General features: G+C 38.4%; 15 protein-coding genes. 8 read left to right on the top strand and 7 right to left on the bottom strand.

The window, feature by feature from the left end; genetic code table 11:
• Positions 1-2 precede the first annotated feature (2 nt).
• From HXN26_RS02545 to efp, 6 genes are all read right to left on the bottom strand, one after another.
• Complete coding sequence (locus HXN26_RS02545) at positions 3-1,424, bottom strand: Spi family protease inhibitor (protein WP_273158465.1); 1,422 nt, start codon at positions 1,422-1,424, stop codon at positions 3-5.
• A gap of 104 nt (positions 1,425-1,528) precedes the next feature.
• Positions 1,529-1,810, bottom strand: coding sequence for a hypothetical protein (locus HXN26_RS02540; RefSeq protein WP_273158464.1), 282 nt, complete (start codon positions 1,808-1,810; stop codon positions 1,529-1,531).
• 163 nt (positions 1,811-1,973) lie between these two features.
• Complete coding sequence (locus tag HXN26_RS02535) at positions 1,974-2,420, bottom strand: HU family DNA-binding protein (RefSeq protein WP_273158463.1); 447 nt, start codon at positions 2,418-2,420, stop codon at positions 1,974-1,976.
• Positions 2,421-3,083: 663 nt separating this feature from the next.
• Positions 3,084-3,779, bottom strand: a complete 696-nt coding sequence (gene radC / locus HXN26_RS02530) for a RadC family protein (protein ID WP_273158462.1) — start codon at positions 3,777-3,779, stop codon at positions 3,084-3,086.
• 8 nt (positions 3,780-3,787) lie between these two features.
• Positions 3,788-4,840 carry a glycosyltransferase family 2 protein gene (locus HXN26_RS02525; RefSeq protein WP_273158461.1) on the bottom strand — a complete coding sequence of 351 codons (1,053 nt, stop codon included), beginning with the start codon at positions 4,838-4,840 and terminating at the stop codon, positions 3,788-3,790.
• A gap of 97 nt (positions 4,841-4,937) precedes the next feature.
• Positions 4,938-5,504 (bottom strand): elongation factor P, encoded by a 567-nt coding sequence (efp, locus tag HXN26_RS02520; protein WP_024999824.1) that lies wholly within the window; start codon positions 5,502-5,504, stop codon positions 4,938-4,940.
• A gap of 240 nt (positions 5,505-5,744) precedes the next feature.
• Between efp and rpmH the strand changes: the two genes are divergently transcribed.
• From rpmH to HXN26_RS02490, 6 genes are all read left to right on the top strand, one after another.
• A complete protein-coding gene (gene rpmH, locus HXN26_RS02515) occupies positions 5,745-5,900 on the top strand; it encodes a 50S ribosomal protein L34 (RefSeq protein WP_004354441.1) in 156 nt (51 codons plus the stop codon).
• Between the two features lie 115 nt (positions 5,901-6,015).
• A complete protein-coding gene (locus HXN26_RS02510) occupies positions 6,016-6,795 on the top strand; it encodes a PASTA domain-containing protein (RefSeq protein ID WP_024999823.1) in 780 nt (259 codons plus the stop codon).
• Positions 6,796-6,802: 7 nt separating this feature from the next.
• A complete protein-coding gene (locus HXN26_RS02505; protein ID WP_273158460.1) occupies positions 6,803-7,894 on the top strand; it encodes an RluA family pseudouridine synthase in 1,092 nt (363 codons plus the stop codon).
• 48 nt (positions 7,895-7,942) lie between these two features.
• Complete coding sequence (locus HXN26_RS02500; protein ID WP_024999822.1) at positions 7,943-8,938, top strand: D-alanine--D-alanine ligase; 996 nt, start codon at positions 7,943-7,945, stop codon at positions 8,936-8,938.
• Positions 8,939-9,034: 96 nt separating this feature from the next.
• Positions 9,035-10,192 (top strand): 1-acyl-sn-glycerol-3-phosphate acyltransferase, encoded by a 1,158-nt coding sequence (locus HXN26_RS02495; protein ID WP_273158459.1) that lies wholly within the window; start codon positions 9,035-9,037, stop codon positions 10,190-10,192.
• On the top strand, positions 10,185-10,847 hold the full coding sequence (locus HXN26_RS02490; RefSeq protein ID WP_273158458.1) for a NigD1/NigD2 family lipoprotein: 663 nt from the start codon (positions 10,185-10,187) through the stop codon (positions 10,845-10,847). The genes HXN26_RS02495 and HXN26_RS02490 overlap by 8 nt, the downstream gene beginning before the upstream one ends.
• A 258-nt stretch (positions 10,848-11,105) precedes the next feature.
• Here HXN26_RS02490 and HXN26_RS02485 read toward each other — a convergent pair whose 3' ends face one another.
• Entirely contained in the window at positions 11,106-11,234 is a 129-nt protein-coding gene (locus HXN26_RS02485) for a hypothetical protein (RefSeq protein WP_273158457.1), read from the bottom strand.
• Between the two features lie 14 nt (positions 11,235-11,248).
• Here HXN26_RS02485 and HXN26_RS02480 point away from each other — a divergent pair, with 14 nt between their 5' ends.
• Together HXN26_RS02480 and HXN26_RS02475 are read left to right on the top strand one after the other, a co-directional pair.
• Entirely contained in the window at positions 11,249-12,478 is a 1,230-nt protein-coding gene (locus HXN26_RS02480; RefSeq protein WP_273158456.1) for a site-specific integrase, read from the top strand.
• A 52-nt stretch (positions 12,479-12,530) separates the two neighbouring features.
• A partial coding sequence (locus HXN26_RS02475) for an Arm DNA-binding domain-containing protein (protein WP_273158494.1) occupies positions 12,531-12,960 on the top strand: 430 nt, incomplete at its 3' end.

Here is a 12,960-nt window from a genome sequence, read left to right as displayed (position 1 = left end):
CGTTAAGGTTTAATGTTTAAAATTGTCTTTAAATGATATTTATATTGAGTGGCATTTCTTTCTGGCGAAAGTACATCCGCACAAAAATAACCATTATACTTACCACCCATTCCCCAATTTATATGTAAAAGGTAGTAAGTTTTACCATTCCCTAAGAATTCAATGCCACGGTCTGTATACGCTTTTACACCCATTTCCATTTTTTTATACCCATCACATAGCCAAACATAACCATCTTTATATTTGTATCCACTTGTTCTAATAAACCAAATATGGTGAGCATATTTCGTAGCATATCCGAACATTGGTACAATAGACTTATTCTTAATGCTTTGAATTACATCTATCATACTGTAATCAGTTATAGATGATGGATGAGAATACCCCATATCCCTTAATGTGTTTGGTATCTTTAGAAAATAATTCTCTATGTTATAAGAGTCTTTATAGATATCTATAGCCTCACCTATCTTTTGATGTAGTTTAAGCATTTGTGCAAAATACTGTTCTTTTTCTGTTAGAACATCGTTAAGACTGTTGTATTTGTGTAAAAGCTTCCAATCAAACTCTATACCTTTGTAAGATCTTGGATATTGAAATGTTGAAACTAATTGTGCAATAGCAACCGTATTACGTTCAGATAAAGAACACTCATTTTTCATACAATAGCGCATAGATTCAAAAGAAGCCTCTATACCCCAAGAGTTAGAACTATAAGGTCCTACCACTTCTATTTCATATGGAACTTCGGGAATACTTTTCTCTGGCTCAATAATCTTATCTGTCTTCTCACATATTTCCGGGCGTCCTGATTCAGTTTTAGGACGAAGTGGAGAATAAGGGTCTATTGTATCCTTTTTTACGTCTTCAAGGTATTCTGGCTTCTCATGATCTGCATGTTTTTTAAAATAATTAAACTGCAGACGATAATAATCAGGAAGGCGAGATAGAAAATCATTAATACCTTCGGAACCATCTAAACTATCCAATTCTAATATACCATCACCAGAAAATGCTAATACATCATCACCAAGACGTCTATCTCCCGATACAATACAAAATGAGTTTGTTGTTGAATTGTTTAAGATGTAGAACATAGTATCTACCGGCATAATGGAATCTTCCCCATTTATAGTGCGTGTACTAGGCTTAACATTAGCTAATATCTTCTCAATTTCCCAATTTTTAATATTATTGTCTCCTGCACGAGTTTCTCCATAGAATTCTTTACTATATATAGAAGCTAATTTTTTAGCCTCTTTTGCAGAACGTTGGGGTCTCACGTTTATATTGTTTAGATAAGTAGTATAACTATTTGTTACTGTTTGTTTGCTCTTCGGCTCTATATCACTTATTTGAGAGCATGCATAAAAAGTCATTATGCCAAACAATAATAAACTCTTTTTAAAAAATCTTCTTTTCATAAGTTAATGTTAATTTTATTTATATCTGCTTACAAAGCTAACACCTTTTTTTAAAAAAAACAAATTATTTTTATTTGTTCAGTTTTATTTTGTTTAATTTGCATTTATAGTGTTTTTCTATTCGTAAGCTTTATATGAAGCACATAAACTGCAACTTTTTTATCTATTACATCAAAGTAAAAACGATAAGGCAGCCATTTAAAGTCTTGTGGTGTTAATTGATTAACTTTTTTCTCTACCCAACGATTTTTGCTTTCTTGTATGTCCTTTGCATAGTGATTAGCAATAACAACCGAATCGTTTCTGTATCTTATAAGAATATTGTCGTCGGCATCTAACAATTTATAATTAACATACAAGTAAGCATGTATATCTTCTATTCCCACAGGTTTAATATATCCATCGAAATAAAGATTAGCATCGCCCTTTTCATTATAAATATTAGCATATTTCGTATTTAAATTGTTGCATATTTATATGATACAAAAAAAGAGATGCACTATTTCTAGTGCATCTCTAATTCAGTTTCTTTCAATTTCAAAACATTTTTTATGGGTGTGGTTGTGAGCCTCCGCCATTTTCAGGTTTTTTCTTACCTTTACCTTTTGATTCTGCAGTAATTTTAAAGAATTCTACATCATGTAGCGTCCTAAAATCTGCACTTGGTTTAAATAAAACCTGCGTCTTAATGATGTGAGTGGAAGGCTTAAAGTCTTCTTCTTTTTCTACAGCTTTCGCAGTAAAAGTAGGGCGGAATTTGCCGAGCGGTCCCGCATCTACAATGTTTCCTTGCGAACAAAGTAAGTTTAATACAGATCGAAATTTGTAGAAAACAGCTGCAACATCTGCCTGACTCACAGTAGAACCATCAGCCATAAATTCACAAAGTTTGTCGAAACTTACACGTTGCTTTTGGCAAACTGCTCTGGCAACAAACATTGTTGTGCCTTTCTTTGGGCCAACGCCCATCTTTCTTTTTGTAATTGAATAGTTCATTAATTAAAAATATTAAGATTAATAAATATTGCACTTGCTTTTTTCGTCGCACACAAGTGCTTTTTCCCGTGCGATGGTGCAAAGGTACAAACTGAAAAAGCCCATTCAAAGTAAAAGAGGTGTAGTGTTGTGGGTAGTTTTGTGGCAGTAAATTTAAAAATTTTAAGAGCAACGTAATTAAAATGTGTTTCGCTATATATGTTTGTTAGATGATTTTTAAAGTCGTTATTATCAACTATAATAATGGCACGGAAAAATTATAATTATAAAAAATAATTTTGTTATTATAATTTTGAAATTTATAATTATAAATCATTGCATTTTTAATAATAAATAAAAGGACGTCTATAATGCTCTGACTTTTATGTATTTACAACTTATAATATTTAAAGATTTTTGAAGGAGCGTACTTGCTTAAGTTTAGAATGATGCTTGACAAGATTCGTACAATCTATTAGTTCTACGAATGTAAGAATAATAACTATTTTAATTTTGAACTTAATGCCTTTTGGTTCATACACATAAGATAACTATAAAATAATATGGAATGAAAAAGAATACTATCCTAATCTTCTTGTTATTGCTTATGAGTATTACTGAACTTCTGATGAGCTGATTCTACTAAATGACTATATGTCTTGATGTTTTAACATGTGTAGCTAACTATATTTTTCCCTCTTCACGATAAGAATAAAAGCGCTGGTTGGCTACAATAACATGGTCTACGAAATAAATACACATCGTATCTGCAGCTTTCTTTACAGACGTCGTAATATTGTCGTCTTCTCTGCTGGGTGAAGGATTACCACTTGGGTGATTATGGCATAAAGCAATGGCAGTAGCATTTTTTAATAACGCTTCTTTTAATATGATACGAACATCAATAGCAGTTCCAGTTATTCCTCCGTGCGAGATACATTTAGCTTCGATAAGGTCTAACTTTTGATTCATGAGTAAAATCCACGCTTCTTCAACATCTTTATCTTGCACTTTTGGACACATATAATTGTATATGGCATTTGCTGAATTAAGTGTGGGGCGTTTTAAAATATCTGCTACTTGTCTTCGTTTTCCCAATTCGCAGGCAGCAAGAATAGTAATGGCTTTTGCTTCGCCTATACCATTATAAGAAGTTAGGTCGGTTATCGATAGTTTTCCAAGCGTATTAAGGTTGTTTTTGCAGTCTGATAATACACGTTTCATTAGTTCTACAGCACTTTCACGCGGCGAACCAGAACCAATCAGAATAGCTAATAATTCAGCATTAGAGAGCGTTTCGGCTCCAAGATTCATGAGTTTTTCTCTTGGACGGTCTTCTTCAGCCCATTGAGTGATGGTTAGTTTCTTTTCTTCCATCATATAAAGTATTATTTGTAGAAGTTCTTTTCAAAAGCTGCAAATTCATTCTTGCCTTTTACACAACGTTTCCACCAAGCTTCGAGAAATCCAAAGCCGTAGCCCATAAGTTGTACAAATGCCGCACGAATACTTAGGAAACCAATCTTTATGCTTTTATTTTGAATAGCACTGTCTATCCAAATCAGAATAGAATAAAGTAAGATAGGAGCAATAGAACTTATACAAATGATAGTGCCAAAGGTTTTTGCAGCATTAAAAAGAGATGGTGCAAAAGAGAAGAAAAGTCCAAGGCAGAAAAGTAAAGTAAGAAAAATAATGCCCACAGTGAATACCATTGGTAGGAGATGGACAAGTTTCAACGATTCTGGATATTTCTTGTAAAGGTTTATGCGAGCAATGCCAGAATTATAGACTTGGCGATAGAATTTTCTAAAATCAGTACGTCGTTTGTGCCATACCCATGCTTCGGGGAACAGACGACAACGTTTTCCTGCTTTAAAAATACGAATAGAAAAATCAATATCTTCGCCAAAACGCATCTTAGAAAAGCCTTCAAGTTCCATATAAACATCACGTCGTATGCCCATATTGAAAGAACGAGGATAGAACTTATCTAATTTCTTTTTGCCGCCACGAATACCACCTGTAGTAAAAAATGAGGTCATAGAATAAGAAATAGCCTTTTGTGTATCGGTAAACGATTCATGTGCAGCGTCAGGACCGCCAAAAGCATCGGCTGGTTCTCGTTTCAATTCTTCCTCAATAGCATTTAAATAACTTTTAGGTAATACAACATCAGAATCAAGAATCAGCAAATATTCTCCCTTTGCACGTTCTGCACCATAATTTCGGCTTTGTCCTGGTCCTGAATTAGGTTTCATAAAGTAGTGCAAATTAATGCGGTCAGCATATTTTTTGCAAATATCTTCACATGGCTTTTGTGAACCATCTTCCACAATAATTACTTCAAAGTCGGTAAAAGATTGTGTCAATAAGCTTGCGAGAAGTTCATCTACTTCGTCAGGACGATTAAAAACAGGAACAATGATGCTGTATTTCATAATACTTTAAGAGATATTGGGCGTTGCGGGGTGGTATAGAAAAAAGAAAAGGACAAAAAGATGGGCTTGTAGTCCTAACCTTTTTGTCCTTTTAGTGTTATGAATTTACACGACCTAAATAGCTTCCGTCGCGTGTGTCAATCTGAATAACTTCGCCTTCGTTGATGAACAATGGAACACGAACTACAGCGCCTGTTTCAAGTGTAGCAGGTTTTGTTGCATTTGTAGCAGTATTTCCCTTAACGCCAGGCTCACTATGTGTAATTGTTAATGTTGTCTTAACAGGCATTTCAGCAGAAAGAATTGTGCCATCAGAAGTATCTGTAACAACTTCTACTACGTCGCCTTCCTTCATAAAGTCAGCTCCAGTAATTTGGTGGAGAGGAATAGGAATTTGTTCAAAAGTTTCCTGATTCATGAAAATGTAGCCCGTTGGATCTTGGTAAAGATACTGATAAGGGCGACGCTCAACGCGTACATCTTCGAGTTTGAAACCTACTTGGAACGTACGCTCAAGTACACGACCGTCAGAAACATTCTTTAGTTTTGTAATCATAACGGTGTTACCCTTGCCTGGCTTTCTGTGTTGAAAGTCAATACAAGTCCAAATCTTTCCATCAAGGCGGATACATGTTCCGATTTTGATTTCTTGTGAGTTAATCATAATCTTTATATAATTTGTTTATTTATTATTGCTAAATAATTTCCTGTTTAAAGTTACGGAATAATTTGCTTTGCGGTGCAAAGTTAAGCAAAATATAGAAAAAAACATAAATAATTCTGCTAAAAAACTTTCTTTTCTTGGTTAATTAAAAAAGATTGAGTAATTTTGCAGCCCATAACGTGGGATTATGTCTCAACGTCGTGTTTTATACGCATAATAACATAAAAAGAATATAAAGCAATGAAAAGAACATTTCAGCCTCACAACCGTCGTCGTGTAAATAAACACGGTTTTCGTGAAAGAATGGCAACAAAGGACGGTCGCCGCGTTTTGGCAGCACGTCGCGCTAAAGGTCGCAAGAAACTTACAGTATCTGACGAGCATCACGGAAAATAATCTGGAAGGCTTGCAGAAAATTGAGTTGAAAACGGAAAGAAGGAGAGACTATTCTTTGCTTCTTTCCGTTTTTTTCTTTAACTTTGCCCCTATAAAAAGTTATTAGTAAAGTAAGATGACATCAAAAGCTTTCGTCCACAGCTTTTTTAGCACATACATTTGGGGAAATATCCTCGCAATAGGCATTCTTGTAACTATACTTTCGATAGGAGTTAGGTACGGAATTGACTATTATACGCATGTTGGCGAATCTATTGTTGTACCTGATGTTATTCATAAACAATATGACGATGCACTCGATATCATGGATAAAGTAGGATTAACAATGGAAGTTGCAGATACAGGATATGTGAAAGATTTACCACCAGATTGTATTCTTGAACAGTCACCTGCAGGTGGAAAACGTGTTAAATCTACGCGTGTAATCTATGTTACTATCAATGCTGCTTCTGCACCAACTCTTCCTTTACCTGATCTTGCCGACAATAGTTCGCTTAGAGAAGCGCAAGCTTTGTTGCTTTCTATGGGATTTAAAGTGGGCGACCCTGAATATGTTCCTGGTGAAAAGGACTGGGTTTATGGCGTTTTAGTAAATGGAAAGCCTGTTCAAGCAGGAGATCGTGTGCCTAACGATGCATTGATTGTATTACAAGTAGGTGACGGAACACGTGATGCTAACGATACAACAAGCCAACGCCCAGCATTTGAATATGAAGATGTTGAAGTTGAAGAGCCAAAATACGAAGAGTATTATGATTGGGTTGAAGTCCCTGTAGACGAAAATGGCAATGAAATAAAGACTAAAGATGGAAATGCGCCACGTACCGTGCCATCGGTTCCACCACAGTCGCCTGCTTTGCCGCCAGACCCACATTCGCCCAAGCCTACCGATTAAATGAAATATGATAGACGAAGAGGAATACTTTGACGAAGATCTGATCGATAATCTTTTAGACGCAGACGAAACCAATATTACTGATGACGAGGAGCTCTATGAACACTTTCGTATGGAAGTGGATAAAGGGCAAGATGCAGTCAGAATAGATAAATTTCTGTTTGAGAGAATGCAGCATTCCAGCCGCAATCGCATACAGAAAGCTGCTGATGCTGGATGTATTCATGTAAATGGGACTCCTGTAAAAAGCAGTTATAAAGTGCGACCGAACGATGTTATCACCTTGATGCTAGATCGTCCGAAGCACGATAATACTATTGTTGCTGAGGATATACCGCTTAACGTGGTGTATGAGGATAACGAAATCATGGTAATAAATAAGCCTGCAGGACTGGTTGTGCACCCTGGAGCGGGCAATTTTCATGGAACGCTTATCAATGCCATAGCTTGGCATTTGCGAGAACTAAAGGATTTTGATCCTAATGATCCTGCAGTTGGATTGGTTCATCGTATAGACAAAGATACAAGTGGATTGCTTTTGATAGCTAAAACCCCTGAAGCAAAGACATTTCTCGGTAAGCAGTTCTTCAATAAAACTACTCATCGAAGTTACACTGCCTTGGTTTGGGGAAACTTCACAGAAGAAGAAGGACGTATAGAAGGCAATATTGGGCGCGACCCAAAGGATAGACTGCGTATGAATGTGTTTCCACCAGATTCCGAAATAGGTAAACCTGCTGTTACACACTATAGGGTTTTAGAACGATTTGGCTACACTACGCTCATTGAATGTACATTGGAAACAGGAAGGACCCACCAGATTCGTGCACACATGAAGCATATTGGACATCCATTATTTGGTGATGAACGCTATGGAGGTACAGAAATACTTCGCGGACAGCGCACAAGTACATACAGGGCATACATACAAAACTGCTTAAAGTTGTGCAATCGTCAAGCCTTACACGCACAAACGCTGGGTTTTGTTCACCCGATTACAAAGCAACAAATGGACTTTACAAGTGAACTTCCCGATGATTTAGCTGCCGTAATAGAGAAATGGCGAAATTATATAAACGGAAAACAAGAACTATTGTAAGCTTATTCGATAAGAATTCTTGCATGGTTACAAAAAAAGGATATAGAAATGAAAGATATGAAACGTACAATAGCCATCGTTTGTGGTGGTGATTCCTCAGAACACGATGTCTCTCTCCGTTCGGCTCAGGGGCTTTATTCCTTCTTTGATAAAGAGCGTTATAATATCTACATTGTGGATATTAAGGGCACAGAATGGCATGTTAACCTTGAGAATGGACATGTTGCACCTATCAATAAGAATGATTTCTCGTTCAATAGCGGTGATCAGACCATCTTTTTCGACTATGCGTACATTACAATACATGGTCGTCCAGGAGAGAATGGTATCATGCAAGGTTACTTTGAACTCATTAACATGCCTTATTCTACTTGCGATGTACTGACATCAGCGCTCACTTTCGATAAGTTTGTGCTGAATCGATATCTTAAATCGTATGGTATTAACGTTTCAGAAAGTATCTTACTTCGACTGGGAGACGAATATGACGAAAAGGAAATAGAGGAAAAGATAGGCATGCCTTGTTTCATTAAGCCTGCAACTGATGGCAGTAGCTTTGGTGTTTCAAAGGTTAAGAATTCAGATCAAATAGCACCTGCTCTTCGTAAAGCATTTATGGAAAGTTCGGACGTAATGGTTGAAAGTTTCCTTGATGGTATAGAAATCACGCAAGGTATTTATAAAACGAAAGACAAATCGGTTCCATTCCCTATAACAGAGGTGGTTACGAGCAACGAATTCTTTGACTATAATGCTAAATACAATGGCGAAGTAGACGAGATAACCCCTGCTCGTATCAGCAAAGAACTGGCTGAGAAGGTAACAGAAATAACCTCTCGAATCTACGATATACTCCATGCGAACGGCATTATCCGTATTGATTATATCATCACGAAGGATAAAGAAGGCAACGATGTTATCAATATGCTTGAAGTAAACACTACGCCTGGTATGACAATTACGAGCTTTATTCCGCAGCAAGTGCGTGCGGCGGGCCTTGATATAAAGGATGTGCTAAGCGATATAGTGGAAAATCAATTCTAATTACATATTTTATATAAGGCGCAAACCGAAAGGATTGCGCCTTTGTTGCTCTATAGCGAAAATCTAAGAATTAGTAAAAACATAATAGAATAAGTTATGAAAACGCTTTCTGAATTTGACGATATACGGCCTTTTGCGCCTGAAGAATTGCCCGAAGTATATGACCGACTGCTTGCAAACGAGCAATTTCATAAAGTATTAGACTTTCTTTATCCTGGTGTTCCCATTGAAGTTATTGGACAGAATATGCATAAATGCAAGACCAGTCTTGAGTTTCAGAAGGCTTTTGCTTATCCTTTCTTGAAAGAACTCATTGCTAAAGCGAGCACAGGCTGCGATATGGATGCATCGGAAATAGATAGTTCGAAGCAACATACTTTTATAAGTAACCACCGAGACATAGTGCTTGACTCTGCTTTCCTGTCTGTAATGCAGATTGATAAAGGCTTTCCTACAACTTGTGAAATAGCTATTGGCGATAATTTACTATCGATACCATGGGTGCGTGACTTAGCACGAGTTAATAAAAGCTTCATAGTAAAGCGTGGTTTGACACCTCGTGAACTGATGCAAGCAAGTATAAAGATGGCCCACTATATGATTTTTGCATTGAATGAAAAGCGGGAGAATATTTGGATTGCACAGCGCGAAGGCCGTGCAAAGGATTCTAATGATCTCACGCAGAAGTCTATTCTCAAGATGTTTGCATTGGGAGCAGAAGGAACTTTGCTTGAAAAGCTGCAACAATTCCATATAGTTCCGCTTACAATTTCATACGAATACGACCCTTGCGACTATCTAAAGGCGGCTGAAATGCAGGCCAAACGAGATGATGTGAACTGGAAAAAGGGGGCGATGGACGATGCTATCAGTATGCAAACTGGTATTTTTGGTTACAAAGGCAGTATTCATTACCATGCAGCTCCTTGTATTGATGATTATTTGGAAGCGTTAAAGAGTAAATCAAATATATCGAATGGCGATCTCTTAGACACTATTTGTCTTCACATCGACAAGCAAATACATCGCAACTATTATCTTTATGCCAACAATTATATTGCTCTCGACGAACTCGAAGGTACTACAACTTACGCTGATAAGTACACTGATGCTGATAAAGCAAAGTTCGATGCCTATCTTAAACAGCAGTTGGCAAAGATAGAAATAGTCAATAAGGACGAGGAATACCTACGTCGACGCATGCTTGAAATGTATGCTAACCCTACTCGTAACTATTTAAAGGCAAATGCGTAGACATATATTATTCTGCTTTATTGTTGCTCTCGTATTGGCTGGTTGTACCAACGACGCTTTTAAAACGGGCGATTCGGAATATTCTTATTTGCGTTCCGACTTTGTTGAGGCTACCACCAACAATACTTCTGTTATCGTTTCGGCAATTACGGACGATGGCGATACACTTTTGTTGTCTCCTTCCCTGCGTGTAAAATGGGTAGAGAAGGCTGATACAACCTATCGGGCGCAATTATATTACAGAAAGAAAGATGTAAGCATTGAGCCTATTACCCTTTCTAAAGTCTATGTTTTGTCCATTCTTCAGCGGCCTGAAACAGATACAATCGCCACCGATCCAGTTGGCTTTACAAGTGCTTGGATTGCTAAAACAAACAAGTATATTAACTTAGAATTAGCGATGAAATCGGGTAAAATAGATGCTGATAAGCAACCTTTGCAGTCGTTGGCTGTTGGAATAAAATCGGTTGAGTCGTTGAAAAATGGTGGGAAGAAATATACGTTACGTTTGTTGCATAAGCAAAACAAAGTGCCCGAATATTATACAGTACGTACTTTCGTGAGCATTCCTACAACCTTTTTCCATAAAGGCGATAGCATAGCGCTACACATAGATACTTATAAAGGCGAAGTAGTTAAAGGTTTTGCTTTGTAAATAAAAATGCTACTAAAAAGCGATATAAATTGTTTGGCTTTGCAATAGTACTTGTTTTGCGTTGCAATAGTGCCTATTTTACCAAGCAAAAGCGCCTGTTTTGCAATGCAACTAATCAAGGAAAATGAAGATAAATCTAAGTTTGTGCAAACTTACTGATAATGAGCACGAAACGGAACGATTTGCATAAAATTGCCCTGCTCGCAAAGGGCAGCAATATGCAGATTCAGGCAAAAGTTCAGTTACTAAACCGTTACCCTATTTTGCCATAGGTAACGACGGAGCAATGTCAGGTAACTGAATTATTTTCGCCCCGTGTGGCTGTTGCTTCGGTCGGAAGTTTTCTGCGTAAGTGAGGAACGCTTTAATTCGGGTAACTTTGCCCATAAAAATTAAGGCGTATGAAAACAGAGAAGATGAAGGTGCTGCTCTACCTCAAAAAGAGCGGTCTGGACAAGTCGGGTAAGGCTCCGATCATGGGACGTATCACGCTTGGAAGGAGTATTGCGCAGTTCAGCTGCAAACTATCCTGTAACCCTGATTTGTGGAATCCCCGTGAAAGTAGAATGGGCGGAAAGAGCCGTGAGGCGGTAGAAGTGAACGGAAAGCTGGAAAACTTATTATTGTCCATCCATTCTGCTTATCAGGCTTTATTAGCTAAAGGTTGTCCATTTGACGCAACCGATGTGAAGGGGCTGTTTCAAGGCAGCGTACAGGCACGCTGCATGCTCACCGAAAGGCTGGACATGCTCATCAAGGAGAAGGAAAGTCATGTTGGCATAGACATCAAGGAAGGAGCCATACACGGCTACCATTCCACCCGAATCCATTTGCAGAGATTTATACAAAGGAAGTACAAGGTATCGGACTTGGCTTTCTCACAACTCACGGAGCAGTTTATCTACGATTTCAGACAGTACTTTGTGGGTGAGTGTGGCTTTCAGGAATGTACGTTCTATAATGCCGCCACCTTCTTGAAAACGGTATGCAGGCTGGCATACCGTGAGGGGTTGGCAGACACGCTCCTTTTTGACAAGGCGAAAATATCAAAGGGAGACAACAAACTGCCAAAGGCTCTTGACAGGGAAGCATTGGACAAGTTGAAGGTCCTCCGCTTCGAGGACTTGGAGGAGGAAATGGAAACGGCAAGGGACATTTTCTTTTTTGCCTGTTATGTCGGTGCAGCCTATTGCGACCTGATGGAACTGAGCAAGTCCCATCTTGTCCGTGATGACGAGGGCAGCTTCTGGCTGAAGTTCAACCGTCAGAAGACAGGAGTTCTCTGTCGCGTCAAGCTACTGCCCGAAGCCATACGGCTGATAGAAAGGTTTCACAGCGATGAAAGGGAAACGCTGCTTCCCTTCATCAAGTACAAGAACTATCAGAGTTGCCTGAAAGCCCTCAGGCTGCGTGCAGGCATATCCTTTCCCTTTACCACGCATACCGCAAGACACACCTTTGCCACGCTCATCACGCTTGAACAGGGAGTACCCATAGAGACGGTGAGCAAGATGTTGGGACATTCCAACATAAGCATGACGGAACGCTACGCAAAGGTAACACCCCAGAAACTCTTTGAGGAATTTGAACGTTTCCTTTCTTTCACCGAAGACATGCAGCTGGTTATCTAATCCTTATCACAATTATTTTATTTATTATCCTTTCTTTCAAAACATCAAGACAATGAGAAGTACATTCAAGATACTGTTCTATATCAACAGACAGAAGACAAAGGCAGACGGGCGGACAGTCATCCTCTGCCGTATCACCATAGACGGAAAGAGTACCACCATTACCACAGGCGAGGAATGCAATCCCTCCGAGTGGAACTCTAAGCAGGGCTTGACAACCGACAGGAAGACCAGTCAAAGGCTCCATGAGTTCAGGGAACTTGTGGAAAAGACCTATCAGGAACTGCTCCTAAAAGACGGGGTGATAAGTGCTGAACTGCTTAAAAACAGATTGCAAGGCATAGCAACCTCTCCTACCACTTTGTTGGAACTTAGCAATGCAGAACTACAATCGGTAAAGGAAGGTGTTGGCAAGTCTAAGGCAGAAGGTACATACACTAACCTTTGCTATGCTAACAGGATGCTGTGCGAGTTTATAAAGG

Origin of the sequence: Prevotella aurantiaca, assembly GCF_015262605.1 — a bacterium.
GTDB lineage: Bacteria > Bacteroidota > Bacteroidia > Bacteroidales > Bacteroidaceae > Prevotella > Prevotella aurantiaca.
This window is presented reverse-complemented; position numbering and strand designations above follow the sequence as displayed.